Origin of the sequence: Pseudomonas sp. PSB18, from assembly GCF_014596565.1 — a bacterium.
GTDB lineage: Bacteria > Pseudomonadota > Gammaproteobacteria > Pseudomonadales > Pseudomonadaceae > Aquipseudomonas.
In genome coordinates this window covers 742,449-765,545 of sequence record NZ_NOIN01000002.1, presented here as the reverse complement: position 1 = coordinate 765,545, position 23,097 = coordinate 742,449, and the positions used below count along the sequence as shown (strand labels likewise).

The window sequence follows — 23,097 nt, the reverse complement described above, 5'->3', positions numbered from 1 at the left end:
TGAGTGCGTGTGAAAGTTGGGACTCCCACCGTTTCTGAAAGTGCAGTAAATCTGAACTTCAGCGCGTGAACGGCACCACACGTAAGGCGAAAAATCGCTGCTAGGCTCTTGATAGCCAAGCGATGGTAACCAAGCGCTAGAGATAACCCAGGAGAACGTCATGACTGATCATCACACGTACAAAAAGGTCGAGCTGGTCGGCTCGTCTCCCACCAGCATCGAAGATGCCATCAACAATGCCCTGGCCGAAGCCAGCAAAAGCCTCAAGCACCTGGAATGGTTCGAAGTCACGGAAACCCGCGGGCATATCGAAAACGGTCGGGCCGCACACTTTCAGGTAACCCTGAAGGTCGGGTTCCGGATCGCAAATAGCTGAGGCGCTCGGAACTTGCACGCTGGCGGAGTGCCATAGGAATGGCGATGCGCTATCCGGCGAGCGCATCCTTCCTGTTTAATACCAGCCTGATTGATCCGACCAAGGAGTGCGAGCGATGAAAAAGTTGATGGTTGCTGTGGGTTTGCTGAGCCTTGCGGGTTCCGTGTTTGCCGCCGGTAAGCCCTGCGAGGAGCTGAAAAGCGAAATCGCAGCGAAGCTCGATGCCAAGAAGGTTTCAGGTTATTCGCTGGAAATCGTCGATAAAGGTGCGGCGGGTGATGCGAAAGTCGTCGGTACTTGTGAGGGCGGTACGAAGGAAATCGTCTACAAACGCTGATGCTGCTCGAATGTCAAAGCCGACGCATGCGTCGGCTTTTTCATGGGCACGATTCAGCCCTTCATGACCTGCGCCAACAATTCATATGAACGCAAGCGGTCGGCATGCTCATACAGGTCGCTGGTGAAAATCAGCTCATCGGCCTGGGTCTGCTCGATCAGCACCTCGAGGCGGGCGCGGATCTTCTGCGGACCACCCACCATCGCCAGGCCAAGGAAATCGCCCACCGCTTCCTTCTCATGGGGCAACCAGAGACCGTTCATGGTTTCGACGGGCGGACGCTGCACCAGGCTCTGGCCGCGCATCAGCGCAAGGATCCGCTGATACACCGAAGTCGCCAGATAATCGGCCTGCTCATCGGTATCCGCCGCCACCAACGGCACGCCGAGCATCACGTAGGGTTTGTCGAGTACCGCCGACGGTTTGAAATGGTTGCGGTAGATGCGAATCGCCTCATGCATATAGCGCGGTGCGAAATGGGAGGCAAAGGCGTAGGGCAACCCGCGCTCACCGGCCAGTTGCGCACTGAACAGGCTGGAGCCCAGCAACCACACCGGCACGTTGGTCCCGGTGCCGGGCATGGCGATGATGCGTTGATCGGGCGTGCGCGGGCCGAGATAGCGCATCAGCTCGGCCACATCCTCTGGGAAATCATCCGCACTACCGGAGCGCTCACGACGCAAGGCCCGGGCAGTCATCTGATCGGAGCCGGGCGCACGACCCAGTCCCAGATCGATCCGACCAGGGTAGAGGCTTTCCAGAGTGCCGAACTGTTCGGCGATGATCAAAGGCGCATGGTTGGGCAACATCACCCCGCCGGAGCCGACACGAATGGTCGAAGTACCACCCGCCAGATAACTCAGCAACACCGCCGTCGCGGAGCTGGCGATGCCATCCATGTTGTGGTGTTCGGCCACCCAGAAACGGGTATAGCCGAATTTTTCCACGTGCTGCGCCAGATCCAGCGAGTTACGCAAGGAGCGGGCGGCATTGCCATCCTCGCGAACAGGCACGAGGTCGAGGGTTGAGAATTTCACTTCGGACAGCTGTTTCATGGGCCGGCGTCTCCAACGGGGCTTTTCCTACGGGCAAAAGCCTGCCGTTTTCTGTAGGTGTGTTCCCTGCAATGTGGGCATATACCCGAGTTTCAATAGCTGCAACGAATTTTCCTACTAAATTAGTCGACTAATCGATGAAGTGAACTTTGTCAGGCGGTCTATCCTCACAAGCCTGGCAGTCAAAAAACACCCGGCGCAACCCGCGCGCCGGATCTTGAGGAGGCAGACATGGCTATCATTAAGAAAGCATCGGCTCATTGGGAAGGTGACCTGAAAACCGGCATCGGCTCCATCTCCACGGAAACCGGCGTGCTGCGTGAAGCACCCTATGGTTTCAAGGCCCGTTTCGAGGGCGGCCGCGGCACCAACCCCGAAGAGCTGATCGGCGCAGCCCATGCTGGCTGTTTCTCCATGGCGTTTTCGATGATCCTGGGGGATGCCGGGTTCAAGGCCGACAGCATCGATACCAATGCCGAAGTGACCCTCGACCAGGTCGACGGCGGCTTTGCCATCACGGCAGTGAAGCTGATTCTCAAGGCGAAGATTCCCGGCGCCAGCCAGCAGCAGTTTGAAGAGCTGAGCAACAAGGCCAAGGAAGGTTGCCCGGTTTCCAAGGTGTTGAACGCCAAGATCACTCTGGATGCCACGCTGGTGAACTGACGCCCGCATCAGGATCGCAGCCGCTGAAGGCTGCGATCTTTCCCTGTTACCCGTTGAGCAATGTGTGGTCGAATGCAGTAGGCAGTTTCAACGTACAAGCGGTACGTGCTGCAGCGAGGAGTTCGAGCATGAAACGGTTTGCCCTGGTCATCATCGGTTGCGCCTTGACCACGTCAGCCCTGGCGGCGCCAAAATCCTGTGAAGAACTGAAAGCGGAAATCGAGGCGAAGATCCAGGCGAACAAGGTATCGTCCTACACCCTGGAAATTGTCATGGAGAACGAAGTCCGCGATCAGAACATGGTGGTCGGCACCTGCGAAGGCGGTACGAAGAAAATCATCTACCAGAAGAACGACAATTAAGGAACGCAGTTGACCTGCCGCTCCTCGGCGACAATTTCACGCTTGGCATTATAGAGCCGGGCGCTTGGGGTAAACGCCATGTTGCGGGCTTCCAGACGATAACGCTGGCCGGCCTCGAAATGATCGTAGCGCACGATCATGTAGCACAACCGCTCCTGCGGTTCGGCCTGCATGCCCAACCCACCCCCACTCATGACCTCGAAGTCGAAGCGCACTTTCAGCTCATGGCTGCCCGGCGAAACCTGGAAGAACCGCCCATCCCGCAGACGTTGCCCATCCAGGCCCTCGGCCATGAGCATTTTGCCGCCCGGCATGGGGGTCGCAAAATCGACCCAGGCCATGTTCGGATCGACCGGGGGCAGCGGACTTGATGCACACCCGCTCACCGAGACAACGGCCAGTAACAGGATATGAAAGCGCATGATGGATTTCCTGAAGTCGGGCATTGAGCATAGCGCCGATCAACTCTGCTGGCAGCCCGCCGGCGTACCTTGGCCCACCACTTTGCGCTGCTGGTCATAGAGCTTGGCCCATGGCCGGAAACCGATGCTGCCGGCCTGCAACTGGTAACGCTGGCCTGCGTTGAAGTCCTTGAATTTCACATTCAACCGACAATCCCGCCACAGCGGCTCGGCATCCGGGCCAATATTCCCGGGCTCGACGGCAAATTGATAACGCACGGTCAACTCATGGGCGCCGGGCTGCACTTCGAAATAACGTTTGTCCACGGACGTCTTGTCATCGACTTCCAGCGCTTGCAGCGCCGTGTCCTGATGATTGCCAAGATCGATCCACGCTTGCGAAGGATCAGGGTCGGGCAAGCTGGCACAACCGGTCAGCAGCAACAGGCCACTCGTCAGCATCAACATGCGCATAGCGAAGCTCCGGGCAGGCGGGATAGTCTTGTGCGCAGACTTTTCCCAAGGTGATTCCAATTGATCAGGCCGCGTTCCAGCCATCGGTTACTCGACCGTGTTTTCAGGCTTTTGTTTCCGGGCCTCCTGCTTTTGTTACTCAACGGTTGTTCCAATGTCGGTTACTACGGCCAGCTCGTCAGCGGACAGCTGCGGCTGTTGCAGGCCCGGGAGCCCGTCGACCAGGTGATTGCCGACCCCACTCGCGACGCCCGGTTGCGGGAGCATCTGGCCAAGGCGCGTGAGGCGCGAACCTTCGCCAGCGCTCACCTGCATCTGCCGGACAACAAAAGTTACCGCCTGTATGCGGACATTGGCCGGCCTTACGTAGTCTGGAATGTCTTCGCCACGCCGGAATTTTCCCTGGCCCCACAAAACCACTGCTTCCCCATCGCCGGTTGCGTGGCGTATCGCGGCTTCTACAGCCAGAGTGCCGCCCGTGGCGAAGCGGCCTTGCAACGTTTGCGTGGCATGGATGTGGCGATTGGTGGGGTGGAGGCTTATTCGACGCTGGGCTGGTTCAACGACCCGATCCTGAGTTCGATGATGCACTGGGGCGACGAACGCCTGGCGACGCTGATCTTTCATGAGCTGGCGCACCAGCGGTTCTACATACAGGACGACACCGAGTTCAACGAGTCCTTCGCCACCTTCGTCGAGCAGGAAGGCACCCGGCAGTGGCGCGCCAGTCGCGGGCTGGCGCCGGACAACGGCCAGCAGGCACGTCAGCGCGATCAGTTCATCCAGTTGATCCTCGACACCCGTGAACGACTGGAAAAGCTCTATACCCAGCCCCTGCCAACCGAACAGATGCGCCAGCAAAAAGCGCAGGCATTCGAACGGCTGCGCGCCGAATATGCGCAGCTACGTGACAGCCAGTGGGCCGGCGACAAACGTTACGACGCCTGGGTCTATGCGCCGCTGAACAATGCACGGTTGCTGCCGTTCGGGCTCTACGACCAGTGGGTGCCGGCATTCGCGACGTTGTTCCGACAGGCGTCGGGCGACTGGGTGGCGTTTTATGCCGCAGTGGAGAAGTTGGGCAAGCTGCCGGTGAATGAGCGTAAGGCGGCGTTGAAGGCGTTAGCCGGATCATAGATATCCAGTGATTGAGCCGGCCTCATCGCGGGCAAGCCTTGCTCCCACAGAATCCATCCGGCATGAGAGAACTGTAGGTTCTGTGGGAGCAAGGCTTGCCCGCGACGACCATCGAACTACCCTCGCATAAATGCCTGATGCAGCTCATCCACCGTCTGGAAGTGGTACGCCGGACTCTCGGCCATGAGCTCCTCACGGCTGCCAAACCCATACCCTACCGCCGCTGCATCCAGGCCATTGCTGCGAGCGCCGATCAGGTCATGTTTACGGTCACCGATCATCAGCGTATTCGCCGGGTCGAGGCCTTCTTCAGCCAGCAGGTGGGCGATCAATTCGACTTTGTCAGTGCGGGTGCCGTCCAGCTCGCTGCCGTAGATCACCTTGAAGTGCCGCGCAAAATCGAAGTGGCGGGCGATTTCCCGGGCGAAGACCCAAGGCTTGGAGGTGGCGATATACAACTGCCGGCCCTGGCCGCCCAGGGTTTCCAGCAGCGGCATTACCCCTTCGAAAACGCGGTTTTCGTACAGGCCGGTGACTTTGAAGCGCTCGCGGTAGAAATTCACCGCCTCCCAGGCCTTCGCTTCGTCGAAGCCATAGAACTGCATGAAGGCCTGCAGCAGCGGCGGGCCGATGAAATGTTCGAGGCGGGTGAGGTCGGGCTCGTCGATACCCAGTTGGCTCAAGGCGAACTGGATCGAACGGGTGATGCCTTCACGTGGGTCGGTGAGGGTACCGTCGAGGTCGAACAGTACGGTTTGGTAGTGCATGAAAGCTCCCGGGGTGAATGAATCAGTAGCAAGAGGTTCATCTGTGGCGAGGGGATTCAACAGATGTTTCAGGGCTGGTCATAACCTTCGGCCAGATGCAAATCCTTGAGCTTCACGTAGTTCGCCGCGCTGTAGGTGAAGAAGGCGCGCTCCTTGTCTGTCAGCGGCCGGGCTTGCTTCACCGGGCTCCCCACGTACAGGAAACCACTCTCCAGGCGTTTACCCGGCGGGACGAGGCTGCCGGCACCAATGATCACCTCATCCTCGACCACCGCGCCATCCATGACGATGCTGCCCATGCCGATCAGCACCCGGCTGCCCACGGCACAGCCATGGAGCATGACCTTGTGGGCGATGGTCACGTCGTCGCCGATCAACAGTGGAAAGCCCTCGGGATTGAAAGGACCGGCGTGGGTGATGTGCAGCACGCAGCCGTCCTGGACACTGGTACGGGCGCCGATGCGGATGCGGTGCATATCGCCGCGAATGACCGTCAGTGGCCAGACGGAGCTGTCTTCGCCAATTTCAACGTCGCCGATCACCACCGCGGTGCTGTCGACGAAAGCGCCCCGGGCAAGCCGTGGGGTGTGATTCTGGTACGTGCGAAGGGTCACGATAGGCTCTCTCTTTTCTACTGATAGTCGCTGCTAGCTGCGGTGAAGGTCGATTGTAATTAAGATGGGCCGATGTTTCTTCCAGCCAAGGTGCCAACCGTGAGCGTGAACAACCCTCTTTTACAGCCCTATGACCTGCCGCCATTCTCGGCGATCCGTGCCGAGCACGTGCAACCGGCCATCGAGCAGATCCTGGCTGACAACCGCGCCGCCATCGCGCAGATCCTCAAGACCCAGGGCCAACAGCCAAGCTGGGCCGGCCTGGTGCTGGCGATGGACGAGCTCAACGATCGCCTGGGCGCCGCCTGGAGCCCGGTGAGCCACTTGAACGCGGTGCGCAACAGCCCTGAATTGCGTGAAGCCTATGAAGCCTGCCTGCCAGCCCTGAGCGCCTACTCCACCGAGTTGGGCCAGAACCGTGAGTTGTTCCAGGCCTTCGAAGCCCTGGCGAGCAGCCCTGAGGCCGCCGGTTTCGACGTGGCGCAAAAAACCATCCTGGAACATTCCCTGCGGGATTTCCGTCTGTCGGGTATCGACCTGCCGCCGGAGCAGCAGAAACGCTACGCCGAGGTGCAGAGCAAGTTGTCCGAGCTGGGCAGTCGGTTCTCCAACCAACTGCTGGACGCCACCCAGGCCTGGACCAAGCACGTCACCGACGAGGCCGCTCTCGCCGGCCTGACCGATTCGGCCAAGGCGCAAATGGCCGCGGCCGCCCAGGCCAAAGAGCTGGACGGCTGGCTGATCAACCTGGAATTCCCCAGCTACTACGCGGTGATGACCTACGCCGAAGACCGTGCCCTGCGTGAAGAAGTCTACGCGGCCTACTGCACCCGCGCCTCGGACCAGGGCCCGAATGCCGGTCAGAACGATAACGGCCCGGTGATGGAACAGATCCTCGACCTGCGCCAGGAACTGGCCCAATTGCTGGGTTTCGCCAATTTCGCCGAGTTGAGCCTGGCGACCAAGATGGCCGAGTCCAGCGATCAGGTCCTCAGCTTCCTGCGTGACCTGGCCAAGCGCAGCAAACCGTTCGCGGCCCAGGATCTGGAACAACTGAAAGCCTTCGCCGCCGAACAAGGCTGCCCCGACCTGCAAAGCTGGGACAGCGGTTTCTACGGTGAAAAACTGCGCCAGCAGCGCTACAGCGTCGCCCAGGAAGCCCTGCGCGCCTACTTCCCGATCGACAAGGTACTGAGCGGTCTGTTCGCCATCGTGCAACGCCTTTACGGCATCGAGATCGCCGAGCTGAAAGGTTTCGACGCCTGGCACCCGGACGTGCGCCTGTTCGAGATCAAGGAAAACGGCCAGCACGTCGGGCGGTTCTTCTTCGATCTCTATGCCCGCGCCAACAAGCGTGGTGGCGCCTGGATGGACGGTGCCCGGGACCGTCGTCGCACGATCGATGGCGTGCTGCAAAGCCCGGTCGCCAACCTGGTGTGCAACTTCACCCCGGCCGACAGTGGCAAACCGGCCCTCCTGACCCACGACGAAGTCACCACACTGTTCCACGAGTTCGGCCATGGCCTGCACCACTTGCTGACCCGCGTCGAGCACGCCGGCGTATCCGGCATCAACGGCGTGGCCTGGGATGCCGTGGAGCTGCCGAGCCAGTTCATGGAAAACTGGTGCTGGGAGCCTGAAGGCCTGGCGCTGATCTCCGGCCACTACGAAACCGGCGAACCACTGCCCCAGGATTTGCTGGAGAAGATGCTCGCGGCGAAAAACTTCCAGTCCGGCCTGATGATGGTCCGCCAGCTGGAATTCTCGCTGTTCGACTTCGAGCTGCACGCCACCCATGGCGACGGTCGCAGCGTGCTGCAAGTGCTCGAAGGCGTGCGTGACGAGGTGTCGGTGATGCGCCCACCGGCCTACAACCGTTTCCCCAACAGCTTTGCCCACATTTTCGCCGGTGGGTATGCGGCGGGCTACTACAGCTACAAGTGGGCGGAAGTGCTGTCGGCCGATGCGTTCTCGAAGTTCGAAGAAGACGGCGTGCTCAACGCCGACACCGGTCGCGCTTTCCGCGAAGCGATCCTGGCCCGTGGCGGTTCCCAGGAACCGATGGTGCTGTTCGTCGACTTCCGTGGCCGTGAGCCGTCGATTGACGCACTCTTGCGCCATAGCGGCCTGAGTGAGGACGCGGCAGCATGAGCGAGGGGCCTGTGATCACGAAAAAACGCTTTATCGCCGGGGCGGTCTGCCCGGCGTGCAGCGAGCCGGACAAATTGATGATGTGGAACGAAGACGGCGTACCGCATCGCGAGTGCGTCGCCTGCTGTTATTCCGACACGCTCAATGAACAAGGCCTGTCGGTGCCCAAGGAACTGGGCACCCGGGTCAATACGTCGGCGCTTAAAGCGCCGGACGCCAAGGTCCAGGCGGTGCAGTTCTTTCCCAACCCCAAGTTGAAGAAAAAAACCGACTGACATGTCCGGCATCACCTTCCGGGCCGCCCGGCCCGGGAGCGATACATATATACCGCCAGGCTTCATACCTTCCTGCCCAGACTGGTCACCCAGCCCAGACAGACAGGAAGGCCCTCCATGCCCCACGACGATAATCCGCTGCTGCAGGCGTATGACCTGCCGCCTTTTTCGCAGATTCAAGCCGAACATTTCTTACCCGCCCTCGACCGACTGCTTGCCGAAAGCAGCGCTCAGGTGGCCCACATCATCCAGACCCAGACGCCCTTTCCCACCTGGGACGACCTCGTGTTGGCCATGGATGAAATCCACACACGATTGGAAGGCTTCGGTTACCTGCTGCACCTTCTGACCACGACCCGGAAAGGGGACGCCTGGGCGCAGGCCTCCCTGGATTGCAGTGAACGGTTGTATGACTTCCAGGCTTCGTTGAAACAACACCCCACGCTGTTCGAGCTCTATCGGCGCTTGGCGGACAGCCAGATCGCCAGGCATTTCGCACCGACTCGTACACGGGTCCTGAATAAAATCCTGCGCCAATTTCACCAGAACATGCCGGCCGGCCTGAGCCTGCTGAAGTTGCGCATCAACGAGGTCCAGGGGTTATTCCTGGAAAACCTGCAAATGGCCAACCAGGCCTGGCGCAAAGCGATTGACGATGAAGCCCAACTGAGCGGCCTGCCGTCGCGGTTCAAGCAACAGATCGCCCGCCTGGCGCGGGAAGCCGGACGCACGGGATGGCTGCTGACGCTTAACGATGAATCGTTTGGCATCGTCACTCGCTACGCCGACAACCGTGCCCTACGTCAGCAAATGTACGAGGCCTATAGCACCCGCGCATCGGATCAAGGCCCCCAGGCGGGTCAGTTCGACAACGCCGACATACTCAGGCAATTACTCGATGACCGTCATCAGTACGCCACCTCCCTGGGCTATTCGAATTTTGCCCAGTTGGCGATCGAGCCGGAGCAAGCCGCCTCTACCGAAGAAGTCATGACGTTCCTGCGGGCACAGCTCGAACGACAGCAGCACCATTTCAAGCGGGACGCCGACCAGCTCAAGGCCTTTGCCGCGCAGCAAGGTCTCAGCGACCTGCAGCCCTGGGACTACCCCTACCTGGTGAATCAACTTCGCCAGCAAGCGGCAGGCGTTTCCAAGGAAGCGCTGAGTGTCTGGTTTGCATTGGAACCCACGTTTGCCCAGCTATTGCGGATGGCGACGGAGTTGTTCGGCGTCGACTTCGTCGAACGACGGGATGCGGCGACCTGGCACCCGGACGTGCGGTTGTTCGAAGTCAGCGAATGGGGCGCGGTCATTGGCTACATTTATTTCGATCCGTTTTCGGATGCGAACCGAGACAGTTTTCCCAATACCACCACCTTGCGAAACCGCCATATCACTGCTGAGGGCCGCCCCCGGCATCCCATTGCCACGCTGCATGGCTGGCTGCCGCGCAGCGAGGGTCCAGACCCGGTCCTGCTCGATCATCTGCAGCTACGAATCCTTTTCCATGAGTTCGGCCATTGTCTGCAGCATGTCCTGACCCGCGCCGACTATCGCGATCTGTCGGGCATCAATAGCCTGCCTCGCGATGCCGCCGAGTTCGCCGGGATACTGTTAGAGCAGTGGTGCTTCTCCAGGCAATGCCTGGTGCGGATCTCAAAGCACTACCAAACCGGAGAAAAGATGCCTGACGAGGTTGCCACTCAACTGTTGACCTTCGCCCATACCCAGACCAGTTGGGAAACCGCAGAGCTGTTGCGCAGCGCATTGTTCGACATGGAGTTACACCGCACTCATGGCGACGGGCGGACCGTCCAGCAGGTATTCGACCAAGCCAGCGCACAGGTGGGGCATCTGCCTGTGTCGCCGAACGAGCGCTGGCCCAATGGCCTGGACTACCTGGTGACCGGCTATGGGGCGACGCTCTACGCCTACGTCTGGTCGAAGGAGTTGGCCTTGACCGTGTTCCAGCGATTCAAACGCGACGGGGTGTTCAACCCGGCAACCGGTCGTGCGCTGCGTGAAACCGTTTTTGCGCCGGGCGACTCGCGACCGCTGTCCGTCTCCATCGCCGCCTTCTCAGGCACATCATCGATCAGCGCTCGGGAAGGGTGATCTGCGGCTCAAGGTGATGGGCAGTCGTGGTCGAATTGACCCAGCTCTTCAAGGAGCAAAGGGCAAACACGCTGGTGCTGCATTCGCCGTTCGCCAATGCAACACGGAGTTTTTCCACATCGGCCTGCATCATGTAACGAACCCCATCCTTGAAGTGATGGCTGTCACCGAAGCCGCCTTCGGTCATTTCGTTCAGCGCGTCCTCTTTGCTCCAGCCCTGCACGACCACCCTGTACATCGCCGCCACCAGCCCGGTGCGGTCCGAGCCGTGCTTACAGTGCATGAGCACGGGCCCCTTGGCTTCGGCGGCCTGGACGGCACGCAAGGCTCGGAGGATGTCGCTGTCATCGACATGGTTGGTGCGATACGGCAACTGCACCTGCTCAATGCCGGGATTGGAGAGCCAGCGTGCATCCGACTCCGGCAGGAAGGTGATGACCGTGCCGATCCTGAGCTTCGTCAGCAGCGGCAAGGCTCCACCATCCGGCAAGGAGCTGCGGTAAAGGGTGGGTGACATCTGGTAAAGGTTGTAATCCTTTTCCACAGGCTGGGCCCATTCAGCGGGCCTCGTCTGTACGACATCGGCGGCCTGGACGGAAGATCCAGCCAGCCCCATCAGCAAGGCCAGGCAACACAGTGAACAAGAGCGGAGCTTGAGCATGCACGGATGACCGTAAACAAGAGAGTTCGAAGTGGAGCAGTTTCGGCTCGGCCCGGTTAAAAACCCGTAACAAGGACGTCAAAGTGTTGTGAATTGTCATCGCAAATGTGCAAGCGCCCTCCAGGCGCCGAGTGGCACTGGTCCAATTCGAATGCAAGAGATACTGTATGTGCATACAGCATTGGAGTATTTCTCATGTCGGCCTCTCTTCCGCCTCGCGGTCGTGGCACCGCTGCCAACCCGCACAACCGCTTCGCCCCGAGCCGCTCGGTGCTCGAAGATGATGGTTGGTATCAGGAAGTACCACTGACCCAAGGCACCGAAGTGCGCTTCGAAACGGCGAAGACCATCATCACCCGCAATACCTCGCCGGATATCCCTTTCGATCGCTCGATCAACCCCTACCGGGGTTGTGAACATGGCTGTATCTACTGCTATGCCCGGCCAAGCCATGCGTATTGGGACATGTCGCCAGGGCTGGATTTCGAAACCCGATTGATTGCCAAGAGCAACGCCGCCGATGTGCTGGAGGAGCAGCTGTCCAAGCGCGGCTATCAATGCGCGCCAATCAACCTGGGCTCCAATACCGATCCTTACCAGCCCATCGAACGCGAACAGCGCATCACCCGCAGGATCCTGGAAGTGCTGCTGCGCTATCGCCACCCGGTGACCATCGTGACCAAGGGCTCGCTGATTCTGCGGGACCTGGACCTGCTCACCGAGCTCGCCCGGCAACGACTGGTGGCGGTGATGATCAGCCTCACCACCCTGGACGATGAGCTCAAGCGTATTCTCGAACCCCGCGCGGCGGCGCCCAAGGCGCGGCTGCGAGCGATCAGGGTGATGCGCGAAGCGGGCATTCCCGTGGGGGTGTTGTGCGCGCCGATGATTCCGATGATCAACGACAGCGAAATCGAAAGCCTGCTGAACGAAGCCCATGCCGCCGGCGCCCAAAGTGCCTCCTACATCATGTTGCGTCTGCCGCTGGAGGTCGCGCCGCTGTTCGAAGAATGGTTGCAGGCCCACTATCCGCAGCGCGCCGCCCATGTGTTGAGCCTAGTCCGCCAGAGCCGTGGTGGCGAGCTGTACGACAGCCAGTTCGGCAAACGCATGCGCGGCGAAGGCCCCTTTGCCGATCTGCTGGCCCAGCGCTTTGCCAAGGCGATCAAGCGCTTGGGGCTCGACCGGCGCCAAGGCTACAATCTCGACTGCGAGGCCTTTTGTCCGCCGGGCCGACAGATGTCATTGATTTGATTAAAGTTGCCCCAGCAGCACAGGCTGGACAGGATGGCACCTGCACTTTAGGTCATGCCTGTAATCATTGTCCTAGAGCCTCCGATTCAGTTTGAGTTAAGTTTCGACCGCTACCTTGTTCATCGAGTGACTGACGGGTCGAACCCTTTGACCTGGACGTTTTTTAACCAGCCACTGGCGTTATGAGGATGAATCATGAGTGACAAGGATAAACAGCCGTTGGCTGCGTCGGCTTCAGCCCAACCCGAGGCGGAAACCGCCGATGCAGCGCTGCAGCATATTGTTGACGGCTTTTTGCATTTCCATCACGAAGTCTTCCCGCAGCAGGAAGAACTCTTCAAGAAACTCGCCACCGCCCAATCGCCCCGGGCGATGTTTATCACCTGCGCCGATTCGCGCATCGTGCCCGAGCTGATTACCCATAGCTCTCCAGGCGATCTGTTCGTGACCCGCAACGTCGGCAACGTTGTTCCGCCTTATGGACAAATGAACGGCGGCGTCTCCACCGCCATCGAATACGCCGTACTGGCCCTAGGGGTGCAGCACATCATTGTGTGCGGTCATTCCGATTGCGGCGCCATGCGCGCGGTGCTCAACCCCGAGACCCTGGAAAGAATGCCCACGGTCAAAGCCTGGCTGCGCCACGCCGAAGTAGCCAAGACCATGGTTCACGACAACTGCCCGTGCGGCGACGAAAAACAGACCATGCCCATCCTCACCGAAGAAAACGTGATCGCGCAGTTGCAGCATTTGCGAACGCACCCTTCGGTGGCCTCGCGCATGGCCAGCGGTCAGTTGTTCATCCATGGCTGGGTGTACAACATCGAGACCAGCGAGATCAAAGCCTTCGATGCGGACCAGGGGCGTTTCCTGCCGCTCGATGGCAGCCATCCGATCCCGGTCGCGACGCCCAAAGCGCGCTTCTAATCGCTCCTAAATAAATCCTAGCGTGGTCAAGTCCTGTCTGCTCTTCGAGCGGCCGGGCCTTGCCATGCCTGAAGAATCTTCGGGAGAGTCGCCATGCGTGCTGCTCAATTAAAAGCTGTTCTGCCACGGGAGCTGCTGGCTTCGGTGGTTGTGTTTCTGGTGGCGCTGCCCTTGTGCATGGGCATTGCCATTGCGTCCGGCCTGCCGCCCGCCAAGGGCCTGATCACCGGTATCGTCGGTGGTCTGATCGTGGGCTTTTTCGCCGGTTCGAAGTTGCAAGTCAGCGGGCCGGCCGCCGGGTTGGCGGTACTGGTTTTCGAACTGGTGCGCCAACATGGCGTCGGCATGCTCGGGCCGATCCTGTTGCTGGCCGGGTTCCTGCAATTGCTGGCCGGGCGTTTTCGCCTGGGCTGCTGGTTCCGGGTCACCGCGCCGGCCGTGGTCTACGGCATGCTGGCGGGTATCGGTGTGCTGATCGTGCTGTCCCAGGTCCATGTAATGCTCGACGCGGCGCCCAAGCCGTCAGGGCTGGATAACCTGGCGGCGTTCCCCGGCGCAGTCGCCCAGGCGTTGCCGTCGTTCGGCTGGCAGGCCGGCCTGCTGGGCCTGTCGACGATTGCGGTGATGTGGCTGTGGGAAAAGTTTCGCCCCCATGGCCTGCGCTTCATACCCGGCGCCTTGCTCGGCGTGGGCCTGGCCACCGTGGCCAGCCTCTTGCTGGCCTTGCAGGTCAAGCGAGTCGAAGTGCCGGACAACCTCGCCGAAGCCATCGATTGGCTGCGCCCGGCGGACCTGCTGAACCTGGCTGATCCGATGTTGCTGGTCGCCGCCTTGACGGTCGCGTTCATCGCCAGCGCCGAAACCCTGCTGTCGGCAGCCGCCGTGGATCGGATGCACAGCGGCGAGCGTGCGGATTTCGACCGGGAACTGTCCGCCCAAGGTATCGGCAACATGCTCTGCGGCCTGCTCGGAGCCTTGCCGATGACCGGGGTGATCGTGCGCAGCTCGGCCAACGTCCAGGCCGGCGCCACCACGCGGATGTCGACGATTTTCCATGGCCTGTGGTTGCTGCTCTTTGTCCTGCTGCTGTCCAGCGTGCTGCAAAGCATTCCGGTGGCGAGCCTGGCGGGTGTGCTGGTCTACACCGGCTTCAAACTGGTGGACCTCAAGGCGTTTCGTGGCCTGGGCCGTTATGGCCGGATGCCGATGTTCACCTATGCCGCGACGGCGTTGGCGATCATCTTCACCGACCTGTTGACCGGCGTGCTGATCGGTTTCGGCCTGACCTTGGCGAAGCTGGCCTGGAAAGCCTCGCGACTGAAAATCAGCCTGGTGGATCTTCCCCAGGAAGGTGAGATGGAACTGCGCCTGGTCGGTGCGGCGACCTTCCTCAAGGTGCCGGCGCTGACCCAGGTGCTGGGCACCCTCCCCGAGGGCGTGACGGTGCATGTGCCGCTCAACAACCTGAGCTACATCGACCACTCGTGCCTGGAGTTGTTGGAAGAATGGAGCCGGGCGAACGCCAGCAAGGGATCGAAGCTACTGATCGAATCCCGCGGGCTCAAGCGCCGGTTGGAAGGACGGTTGCGCACGACGACAGGGGTGGGCGCTGCGGCATCCTGACCCTTGATGAACGAATGTGGGAGCGAGCCTGCTCGTGATCGCGGTGCATCAGACAACATTTTCGTTAGCTGATACACCGCGATCGCGAGCAGGCTCGCTCCCACAGGGTTTTTGTTGGTACTTAGGGACCGGGTGTACCCACGTACACCTGTCAGCTATGACAGTAGACGCATCCGTTGAGCGAGATTTAGTTTGTAGAGGAGGTATTTTCCCGGTCTCTCCATGGAGCATTCCATGAACTACGCACTGGTATACGAGTTCAACGACTCTAATGAAGATGGTGTTCCAGAAGCCATCATCTCTCGCTATAACAATGGGTATAAGCCTGGGCTCAAACCCGATCTCGTCGTCACGGTCTATGCCAATTCCATCACCGGCCTCTATGAAACCGCCGAAGGTGTGGACGATGTCGAGGGCGATGACGACATCGATGAAGATGACGCGTCCTACTACACCCTTGCCGCCGACCTGGCCAGCGCCATGGTCACGTTGAGTAGCATGGACGAGAGGCGGCTGTACAAGTGCATCATGGTTTCGTTTGGCAGCAATAGCCAAAACGCTGCACTGCCTGACGTCGATATTGGCCTCTACAAGAAAGATTCCGACATGACCGCCCCCGATCTAGTCGTGACGGTGACCGGCTACAACAAAGGGCTTTATCGAGAGGTCGTCAACGCCACTGACGCCGACAGCGATGGCGATACGGATCTGGACGATCACTTGATTTATCGGAAGATCGCGAATTCCTTTGCCTCGATGAAAGACTTCAAGGCCTGACAGCGAAGGGCATCCTTATGAACGAATGTGGGAGCGAGCCTGCTCGCGATAGCGGTGCATCAGACAACATTTTAGTCAGCTGATAGACCGCTATCGCGAGCAGGCTCGCTCCCACAGGGGTTGGTGAGAATCAGCTCTGGATCAAGCCGCCGGCTGATCCAGCTCCAACCCCACGCCCAGGCGCCGCGACATGCACGGCCAGCGCTTCCAGGCGGCGCCGGTGTGAGGGCTGCTGAGTTTCTCGCGGTAGGTTTCTACCGACTCCAAGGCGAACGTCTCATCGTTGAGCATCTCATCAAAGGCGTGATGCACCACTTCGTCGAGCTGGTTGGCAAAGGCTTCGCCGATCAACTGGTGGGCAATCAGATTGGCGACCGTCATGTCCAAGGGGATCAATGGCTGGCCGAAATGCTTGATGTACAGGTCGTTGACCTCTTCGACGAATCGATGCGCCAGGTAGGCCTCGTCCAACAGGCTGTCGAGCCCGACATGGCCGGCCATGATCGTTGGCGGCTGGAGGAAATACTGCTCGGCGATTTTCAGCACCGGTTTGATTTGCGGCTCGATGCCCGCCTCCTTGGCGACCTCGTTGGCCGCATCCAGCAGGTCAGGTACTTCATCGATGTAGGCGGCGACAAACCGCGCCAGGACGTCGTTGGCGTTCGCCTCTGGCAATTGGATAGCCCGGTGCAGGTGCGGTAACTGGCCTTCCAACTGACGGGCCAATTGGCCGGTCTCGGCTTCGTGTTGTTGGGCTTTTTGGATCTGCTCGCGCAATGCGGCGGTGTTCATGACAACTCCAGGAAAACAAAGGCAATGAAATAGGGAAGACATAACTTAGCTGGCGAATAAACACGCCTAAGACCTATTTGTCATAACTGCCTCTTCCTTGATGCGTCGCTGTTATATCGGTTTGCCATCATCTGGTTTCGCATCCTTCTCCATTCGCGGCCTCCAGCGCAAGTCCCGTCTGTTTCAAACGATTTACGCCATCGCGTTGCGAGGTTGCAGTCGCTGTCTATACTCGGTTCTGAATGGAGTTAGCTGATGAACCCGATGTACGGCAGCAAGGCATGGCGGTTCGAGTTCGTAGTCTGATGTAGCCGCTCTCCTTGCCGCAGGCTTTATGCCTACGGGATAACAAGAACGATAAGGGGAACCCGCAATGACGCGACATCCACATGTTTGGATGGGCCTCCTGTTGTGTTCGATTTTCAGCCAGGCACAAGCGGCCTGGACTGTGAATATGGCGCCTGGAGCGACACAGATCAGCAATGCAGTATTCGACCTGCACATGACCATCTTCTGGATCTGTGTAGTGATCGGCCTCATCGTCTTCGGTGCCATGTTCTGGTCGATGATGATGCACCGCCGCTCGACCGGCCAGAACGCGGCCCACTTCCACGAGAACACCCGCGTCGAGATCCTCTGGACCATCGTGCCCTTCCTGATCCTGGTGGCCATGGCGATTCCCGCCACCGCGACCCTGATCAAGATGTACGACTCCAGCGAGTCGGACATCGATATCCAGATCACCGGCTACCAATGGAAGTGGCACTACAAATACCTGGGCCAGGACGTCGAGTTCTTCAGCAACCTGGCGACACCCGCCGAACAGATCCATAACCAGAGCGCCAAGGGCGAACATTACCTGCTGGAAGTCGACAAGCCGCTGGTGCTGCCGGTCGACGCCAAGGTGCGCTTTCTGGTGACCTCCGCCGACGTGATCCACTCCTGGTGGGTGCCGGCCTTCGCGGTCAAGCGCGACGCTATTCCCGGCTTCGTCAACGAAGCCTGGACCCGGGTCGACAAGCCCGGCCTGTATCGCGGCCAATGTGCCGAGCTGTGCGGCAAGGACCACGGTTTCATGCCGATCGTGGTCGAGGTCAAGAGCAAGCCCGACTATGAAAAATGGCTGGGCGAACGCAAGGCCGAAGCCGCGCAGCTCAAAGAGCTGACCAGCAAGGAATGGACCCTCGAAGAACTCAAGGAACGTGGTGACAAGATCTACCACACCACCTGCGTGGCCTGCCACCAGGCCGAAGGCCAGGGCCTGCCGCCGATGTTCCCGGCACTCAAGGGCTCGAAGATTGCCACCGGGCCGAAGGCCGATCACCTGAGCCTGGTCTTCCACGGCAAACCGGGGACCGCCATGGCCGCGTTCGGCAAGCAATTGTCGGAAGTCGATATCGCCGCCGTCGTGACCTATGAACGTAACGCCTGGGGCAACAACAAGGGCGACATGGTTACGCCGAAAGAAGTGCTGGAACTCAAACAGGCGGAAAGCAAATGAGCCGGCCTGACGTGTGTTCCCGCAACCGGTCGGGGCTCATCGCCCCGCGCCGTCCAGCCCATTCGTTCGAAGGAGAAAGGACATGAGTGCTGTGATCGATGACCACGGTCATGCCGGCGCCGACCACGCCCATGGCCCCGCCAAGGGCCTGATGCGCTGGGTACTGACCACCAACCACAAGGATATCGGTACGCTGTACCTGTGGTTCGCCTTCTCCATGTTCCTGCTGGGCGGCTCGTTCGCCATGGTGATCCGCGCCGAACTGTTCCAGCCCGGCCTGCAGATCGTGGAACCGGCGTTCTTCAACCAGATGACCACCATGCATGGCCTGGTGATGGTCTTCGGCGCGGTGATGCCGGCCTTCGTCGGCCTCGCCAACTGGATGATCCCGTTGATGATCGGCGCGCCGGACATGGCCCTGCCGCGCATGAACAACTTCAGCTTCTGGCTGTTGCCGGCGGCGTTTCTGCTGCTGGTGTCGACATTGTTCACCGCGGGCGGCGGGCCGAACTTCGGCTGGACCTTCTACGCCCCGCTGTCCACCACCTATGCGCCGGAAAGCGTGACGTTCTTCATCTTCGCCATCCACCTGATGGGGATCAGTTCGATCATGGGCGCGATCAACGTGATCGCCACCATCCTCAACCTGCGCGCCCCCGGCATGACGCTGATGAAAATGCCGCTGTTCGTCTGGACCTGGCTGATCACCGCGTTCCTGCTGATCGCGGTGATGCCGGTGCTGGCCGGTTGCGTGACGATGATGCTGATGGACATCCACTTCGGCACCAGCTTCTTCAGCGCCGCCGGCGGCGGTGATCCGGTGCTGTTCCAGCATGTGTTCTGGTTCTTCGGGCACCCCGAGGTGTACATCATGATCCTGCCGGCCTTCGGTGCCGTCAGCTCGATCATCCCGGCGTTCTCGCGCAAGCCGCTGTTCGGCTACACCTCGATGGTCTACGCCACGGCGGCCATTGCGTTCCTGTCGTTCATCGTCTGGGCGCACCACATGTTCGTGGTGGGCATTCCGCTGGTGGGCGAGCTGTTCTTCATGTACGCCACCCTGCTGATCGCCGTGCCCACCGGGGTGAAGGTGTTCAACTGGGCCAGCACCATGTGGCAGGGCTCGCTGACCTTCGAGACGCCGATGCTGTTTGCCGTGGCGTTCGTGATCCTGTTCTCCATCGGTGGTTTCTCCGGGCTGATGCTGGCCATCGCCCCGGCGGACTTCCAGTACCAGGACACCTACTTCGTGGTCGCGCACTTCCACTACGTGCTGGTACCCGGCGCGATCTTCGGGATCTTCGCCTCGGCCTACTACTGGCTGCCGAAATGGACCGGCCACATGTACGACGAAACCCTCGGCAAGCTGCACTTCTGGCTGTCGTTCATCGGGATGAACATGGCGTTCTTCCCCATGCACTTCGTCGGCCTGGCGGGCATGCCCCGGCGGATTCCGGACTACAACCTGCAATTCGCCGACTTCAACATGGTTTCGTCCATCGGCGCGTTCATGTTCGGCACCACGCAGATCTTCTTCCTGTTCATCGTGATCAAGACCATCCGCGGCGGCCCACCAGCACCGGCCAAGCCGTGGGATGGCGCCGAAGGGCTGGAGTGGAGCGTGCCGTCACCGGCGCCGTATCACACCTTTACTACGCCGCCGGAAGTGAAATGAACACGGTTGCCCTTGTGGGAGCGAGCCTGCTCGCGATAGACGCGACTCGGTGTGCCAGATGCACCGCTATCGCGAGCAGGCTCGCTCCCACAGGGGTTCGTGGGGAGGTTGAGAGCCATGGCTGACTCGATTTCGCTGAAGAAACTGGTCACCCGCCTGATGATCGTGGTGGTGGCGATGTTCGTCTTCGGCTTTGCCCTGGTGCCGATCTACGACGTGATGTGCAAGGCGTTCGGCATCAATGGCAAGACCGCCGGGCAGTACGAGGGCGAGCAGGTGGCCGATGCGTCGCGGCAGGTGCGCGTGCAGTTCCTGTCGACCAATGCGGTGGACATGCCCTGGGACTTCTACCCCAAGGGCGATCAACTGGTGGTACAGCCGGGCGCGGTGAACGAGATGATCTTCGTGGCCCACAACCCCACCGACCGCCCCATGAGCGCCCAAGCCGTTCCAAGCATCGCGCCAAGCACCGCGGCGGCGTATTTCCACAAGACCGAGTGTTTTTGTTTTACCCAGCAAGTGCTGCAACCCGGTGAACGGATCGAAATGCCCATGCGCTTCATCGTCGACCGGGACATGCCCAAGGATGTGAAGCACCTGACGCTGTCCTACACGCTGTTCGATATCACCGCTCGTCATCCACCGGTGGCTCAAAACACTGAACGATAGCGTGCCCGATAAGGAGAACAATAAATGGCAACTCACGAACACTATTACGTTCCGGCCCAGAGCAAATGGCCGATCATCGCCACGGTCGGGATGTTCGTCACGGTGTATGGCCTGGCGACCTGGTTCAACGACCTGAAGGCCGCCCGACCGGAATCCCACGGCCCGCTGATCTTCTTCGTCGGCGGCCTGTTGGTGGCCTACATGCTGTTCGGCTGGTTCGGCGCGGTGGTCAAGGAAAGCCGCGCCGGGCTGTACAGCCCGCAGCTCGATCGCTCGTTTCGCTGGGGCATGAGCTGGTTCATCTTTTCCGAGGTGATGTTCTTCATCGCTTTCTTCGGTGCGCTGTTCTACGTGCGCCATGTGTCGGGACCGGCCCTGGGCGGCGAAGGCACCAAGGGCGTGGCCCATATGCTCTGGCCGAACTTCCAGTTCACCTGGCCCTTGCTGAACAACCCCGACCCGAAACTCTTCCCGGCGCCCAAGGAAGTCATCAGCCCCTGGGGCCTGCCGCTGCTCAATACCGTGTTGCTGGTCAGCTCCAGCGTCACGGTCACCATCGCCCACCATGCCTTGAAAAAAGGCCACCGTGGCGCGCTGAAGCTCTGGCTGGCGATCACCGTGCTACTGGGTTGCGCGTTCCTGGGCTTCCAGGCCGAAGAATACATGCACGCCTACAAGGAACTGGGCCTGACCCTGGGCTCCGGGGTCTACGGCGCGACGTTCTTCATGCTCACCGGTTTCCACGGCGCCCACGTCACCATCGGCACGATCATTTTGTTCGTCATGCTGATGCGGATCATGCGCGGGCACTTCGACAACGAGCATCAGTTCGGTTTCGAGGCGGCGAGCTGGTACTGGCACTTCGTCGATGTCGTGTGGATCGGGTTGTTCATCTTTGTCTACGTGCTCTAGCGCTCTTTACCAAGGCGCGTGAGACACCAACTGGCCGCTGAAGAAACCCCAGGCGATCAAGCCGACGGTGACAGCGGCCAGGCTGACCCGAATCGCCAGGGCGATCATCAGGCGATTGGAATCGCTTTCGTCCTTGACCAGAAAAAACAGGCCGCTGAACAGGCTGACAACCGTGGCGATCAGCATCAGGACGATGGCTGCTTTTAGCATCAGGGACACTCCGGGGGGACGCGATGCACGTGAGTATAGCTTTCCCGTTCGATGACTTTCGGGCGGCGCCATGAAAGGCTTCCGGCCGGGCCTCGTGCCGTCACTGGTGGTGGCCATCCTGGTGCCGGTCATGGTGTGCCTGGGCTTCTGGCAATTGAGCCGGGGCGAACAGAAGCGCGTGCTCATGGCGAACTACGCCGAGCGTCGCGTGGCGCCGCCGATGGACAGCGCCGAGCTTGCGCACACCAGCGATCCGGCCTTTCGAGCGGTCACGCTGCAGGGCCAGTTCGACGCCGAGCACAGCATCCTGCTGGATAACCGCCAGCACGACGGCAAGGTCGGCGTCGAGTTGCTGCAACCCTTTCTCGACCACCGCACCGGACTGTGGCTGCTGGTCAATCGCGGCTGGCTGCCCTGGCCTGACCGCCGCACCCCGCCGGTCTTCGACACCCCCGAACAGCCCCTGAGCCTGGAAGCCTGGGTCTACGTCGCGCCCGGCACCACGTTCCAGCTCCACGCCGACCCCAGCGGTGCACCATGGCCGCGCCTGGTCACCGCCATCGAGCCGGCCAAGCTCTGGGCCGAGCTGGATCGCAACGGTTTCGCCTACGAATTGCGTCAACAAAGCGGCCCCGGCGCCTACCGGACCGATTGGCCGGTGGTGAGCATGGGGCCGGAAAAACACCTCGGTTATGCCGTGCAGTGGTTCGCCATGGCGGCGGCACTGTTCGGCCTTTTTCTTTATCTCGGATGGCATAACGCAGGGAGACACCATGGGAACCGCCATGAATCCAACCAACACGTCTGAGGCACCCTCGACGCCTAGCCGTCGCAAGGGACGCCTGCAACTGCTGCTGATCGTATTCGGCGTCATCGGCCCGATGATCCTGGCCACCGGCATGTACAAATTCCAGTTCTGGGTCCCGGACAGCCGCAGCTATCACGGCGAACTGATCGGCACCGGCCAGACCCGCGCCGAGATCGGCGTACAGGCCGATGAACAGCGCTGGCAGATCCTCGTCACGGCGCCGAAGGAGTGCTCGGTGGACTGCCGGCAACTGGTGTACCTGGCCCGGCAGGTGCAGATCGGCCTCGGTCGCGACGCTTCCCGCGCCAGCCATGCCCTGGCCATCGCCCAACCGCTGGACGCCGAATACGACGCCCAGTTGCAGCGCGAATACCCGCAACTGCAACGCTACCCGCTGGACCTGCCGGTCTATCAGAAAGACGTCCAGAACACCGACGGCGCCCAGCTGTGGATCATCGATCCCCACAGCAACCTGGTGCTGCGCTACGACGCGCGGGTCAAGGGCAAGGACCTGCTCAACGACCTGCGGCACCTGCTGAAACTGTCGAACATCGGATGAGG

Annotated in this window: 26 protein-coding genes; 18 read left to right on the top strand and 8 right to left on the bottom strand. The window is 60.5% G+C overall.

Annotated features, from left to right (window positions below; genetic code table 11):
• The first annotated feature begins 160 nt into the window (after positions 1-160).
• The gene (locus tag CGA22_RS07570; RefSeq protein WP_041024236.1) at positions 161-376 is read left to right on the top strand and encodes a dodecin; all 216 of its coding nucleotides are present in this window, start codon (positions 161-163) and stop codon (positions 374-376) included.
• A 115-nt stretch (positions 377-491) separates the two neighbouring features.
• Complete coding sequence (locus tag CGA22_RS07565; RefSeq protein WP_041024235.1) at positions 492-713, top strand: DUF1161 domain-containing protein; 222 nt, start codon at positions 492-494, stop codon at positions 711-713.
• Between the two features lie 53 nt (positions 714-766).
• On the opposite strand, the gene CGA22_RS07560 is transcribed toward CGA22_RS07565, so the two are convergent.
• Positions 767-1,768, bottom strand: coding sequence for an LLM class flavin-dependent oxidoreductase (locus CGA22_RS07560; protein ID WP_041024234.1), 1,002 nt, complete (start codon positions 1,766-1,768; stop codon positions 767-769).
• A 231-nt stretch (positions 1,769-1,999) separates the two neighbouring features.
• On the opposite strand from CGA22_RS07560, the gene CGA22_RS07555 reads away from it, so the two are divergent.
• Positions 2,000-2,431 (top strand): OsmC family protein, encoded by a 432-nt coding sequence (locus CGA22_RS07555; RefSeq protein WP_041024233.1) that lies wholly within the window; start codon positions 2,000-2,002, stop codon positions 2,429-2,431.
• Positions 2,432-2,559: 128 nt separating this feature from the next.
• Positions 2,560-2,793: a DUF1161 domain-containing protein gene (locus tag CGA22_RS07550; RefSeq protein ID WP_041024232.1), complete on the top strand. Its 234-nt coding sequence runs from the start codon at positions 2,560-2,562 to the stop codon at positions 2,791-2,793.
• On the opposite strand, the gene CGA22_RS07545 is transcribed toward CGA22_RS07550, so the two are convergent.
• Together CGA22_RS07545 and CGA22_RS07540 are read right to left on the bottom strand one after the other, a co-directional pair.
• A complete protein-coding gene (locus CGA22_RS07545) occupies positions 2,790-3,215 on the bottom strand; it encodes a lipoprotein (RefSeq protein WP_041024231.1) in 426 nt (141 codons plus the stop codon). The genes CGA22_RS07550 and CGA22_RS07545 overlap by 4 nt on opposite strands.
• Before the next feature lie 39 nt (positions 3,216-3,254).
• Positions 3,255-3,668, bottom strand: a complete 414-nt coding sequence (locus CGA22_RS07540; protein ID WP_175385346.1) for a hypothetical protein — start codon at positions 3,666-3,668, stop codon at positions 3,255-3,257.
• A 60-nt stretch (positions 3,669-3,728) separates the two neighbouring features.
• Between CGA22_RS07540 and CGA22_RS07535 the strand changes: the two genes are divergently transcribed.
• The gene (locus tag CGA22_RS07535; RefSeq protein WP_041022245.1) at positions 3,729-4,805 is read left to right on the top strand and encodes an aminopeptidase; all 1,077 of its coding nucleotides are present in this window, start codon (positions 3,729-3,731) and stop codon (positions 4,803-4,805) included.
• 116 nt (positions 4,806-4,921) lie between these two features.
• On the opposite strand, the gene CGA22_RS07530 is transcribed toward CGA22_RS07535, so the two are convergent.
• The gene (locus tag CGA22_RS07530; RefSeq protein WP_041022244.1) at positions 4,922-5,572 is read right to left on the bottom strand and encodes an HAD family hydrolase; all 651 of its coding nucleotides are present in this window, start codon (positions 5,570-5,572) and stop codon (positions 4,922-4,924) included.
• Positions 5,573-5,640: 68 nt separating this feature from the next.
• Complete coding sequence (locus CGA22_RS07525; protein WP_041022243.1) at positions 5,641-6,186, bottom strand: gamma carbonic anhydrase family protein; 546 nt, start codon at positions 6,184-6,186, stop codon at positions 5,641-5,643.
• Positions 6,187-6,285: 99 nt separating this feature from the next.
• Here CGA22_RS07525 and prlC point away from each other — a divergent pair, with 99 nt between their 5' ends.
• The 3 genes from prlC (at position 6,286) to CGA22_RS07510 (ending at position 10,727) form a co-directional block, all read left to right on the top strand.
• The gene (gene prlC, locus CGA22_RS07520) at positions 6,286-8,337 is read left to right on the top strand and encodes an oligopeptidase A (RefSeq protein ID WP_041022247.1); all 2,052 of its coding nucleotides are present in this window, start codon (positions 6,286-6,288) and stop codon (positions 8,335-8,337) included.
• On the top strand, positions 8,334-8,612 hold the full coding sequence (locus CGA22_RS07515; RefSeq protein ID WP_041022242.1) for a YheV family putative zinc ribbon protein: 279 nt from the start codon (positions 8,334-8,336) through the stop codon (positions 8,610-8,612). Before prlC ends, CGA22_RS07515 begins: the two co-directional genes overlap by 4 nt.
• 117 nt (positions 8,613-8,729) lie before the next feature.
• On the top strand, positions 8,730-10,727 hold the full coding sequence (locus tag CGA22_RS07510; RefSeq protein ID WP_041020155.1) for a M3 family metallopeptidase: 1,998 nt from the start codon (positions 8,730-8,732) through the stop codon (positions 10,725-10,727).
• On the opposite strand, the gene CGA22_RS07505 is transcribed toward CGA22_RS07510, so the two are convergent.
• Positions 10,708-11,388 carry a tyrosine-protein phosphatase gene (locus CGA22_RS07505; protein WP_041020154.1) on the bottom strand — a complete coding sequence of 227 codons (681 nt, stop codon included), beginning with the start codon at positions 11,386-11,388 and terminating at the stop codon, positions 10,708-10,710. The genes CGA22_RS07510 and CGA22_RS07505 overlap by 20 nt on opposite strands.
• A gap of 195 nt (positions 11,389-11,583) precedes the next feature.
• Here CGA22_RS07505 and CGA22_RS07500 point away from each other — a divergent pair, with 195 nt between their 5' ends.
• The 4 genes from CGA22_RS07500 (at position 11,584) to CGA22_RS07485 (ending at position 15,969) form a co-directional block, all read left to right on the top strand.
• Complete coding sequence (locus tag CGA22_RS07500; RefSeq protein ID WP_041020153.1) at positions 11,584-12,642, top strand: PA0069 family radical SAM protein; 1,059 nt, start codon at positions 11,584-11,586, stop codon at positions 12,640-12,642.
• A 195-nt stretch (positions 12,643-12,837) separates the two neighbouring features.
• On the top strand, positions 12,838-13,569 hold the full coding sequence (locus tag CGA22_RS07495) for a carbonic anhydrase (RefSeq protein ID WP_041020152.1): 732 nt from the start codon (positions 12,838-12,840) through the stop codon (positions 13,567-13,569).
• Between the two features lie 93 nt (positions 13,570-13,662).
• Positions 13,663-15,192, top strand: a complete 1,530-nt coding sequence (locus CGA22_RS07490) for a SulP family inorganic anion transporter (protein WP_041020151.1) — start codon at positions 13,663-13,665, stop codon at positions 15,190-15,192.
• A gap of 234 nt (positions 15,193-15,426) precedes the next feature.
• On the top strand, positions 15,427-15,969 hold the full coding sequence (locus CGA22_RS07485; protein ID WP_041020150.1) for a hypothetical protein: 543 nt from the start codon (positions 15,427-15,429) through the stop codon (positions 15,967-15,969).
• 141 nt (positions 15,970-16,110) lie between these two features.
• On the opposite strand, the gene CGA22_RS07480 is transcribed toward CGA22_RS07485, so the two are convergent.
• Entirely contained in the window at positions 16,111-16,761 is a 651-nt protein-coding gene (locus CGA22_RS07480) for a hypothetical protein (RefSeq protein ID WP_041020149.1), read from the bottom strand.
• 373 nt (positions 16,762-17,134) lie between these two features.
• Here CGA22_RS07480 and coxB point away from each other — a divergent pair, with 373 nt between their 5' ends.
• From coxB to CGA22_RS07460, 4 genes are all read left to right on the top strand, one after another.
• The gene (gene coxB, locus CGA22_RS07475; protein WP_041020148.1) at positions 17,135-18,262 is read left to right on the top strand and encodes a cytochrome c oxidase subunit II; all 1,128 of its coding nucleotides are present in this window, start codon (positions 17,135-17,137) and stop codon (positions 18,260-18,262) included.
• Between the two features lie 82 nt (positions 18,263-18,344).
• Positions 18,345-19,937 (top strand): cytochrome c oxidase subunit I, encoded by a 1,593-nt coding sequence (gene ctaD / locus CGA22_RS07470; protein WP_024778458.1) that lies wholly within the window; start codon positions 18,345-18,347, stop codon positions 19,935-19,937.
• Positions 19,938-20,054: 117 nt separating this feature from the next.
• Positions 20,055-20,606: a cytochrome c oxidase assembly protein gene (locus CGA22_RS07465; RefSeq protein ID WP_041020147.1), complete on the top strand. Its 552-nt coding sequence runs from the start codon at positions 20,055-20,057 to the stop codon at positions 20,604-20,606.
• A 24-nt stretch (positions 20,607-20,630) separates the two neighbouring features.
• Entirely contained in the window at positions 20,631-21,518 is an 888-nt protein-coding gene (locus CGA22_RS07460) for a cytochrome c oxidase subunit 3 (protein ID WP_041020146.1), read from the top strand.
• Positions 21,519-21,524: 6 nt separating this feature from the next.
• Here the strand turns inward: CGA22_RS07460 and CGA22_RS07455 are convergent, their stop codons facing one another.
• Positions 21,525-21,728: a twin transmembrane helix small protein gene (locus tag CGA22_RS07455; RefSeq protein ID WP_024778455.1), complete on the bottom strand. Its 204-nt coding sequence runs from the start codon at positions 21,726-21,728 to the stop codon at positions 21,525-21,527.
• Between the two features lie 70 nt (positions 21,729-21,798).
• Between CGA22_RS07455 and CGA22_RS07450 the strand changes: the two genes are divergently transcribed.
• Together CGA22_RS07450 and CGA22_RS07445 are read left to right on the top strand one after the other, a co-directional pair.
• Positions 21,799-22,536: an SURF1 family protein gene (locus CGA22_RS07450; RefSeq protein ID WP_041020145.1), complete on the top strand. Its 738-nt coding sequence runs from the start codon at positions 21,799-21,801 to the stop codon at positions 22,534-22,536.
• The gene (locus tag CGA22_RS07445; RefSeq protein WP_041020144.1) at positions 22,502-23,095 is read left to right on the top strand and encodes a hypothetical protein; all 594 of its coding nucleotides are present in this window, start codon (positions 22,502-22,504) and stop codon (positions 23,093-23,095) included. The genes CGA22_RS07450 and CGA22_RS07445 overlap by 35 nt, the downstream gene beginning before the upstream one ends.
• The last annotated feature ends 2 nt before the right edge of the window (positions 23,096-23,097 follow it).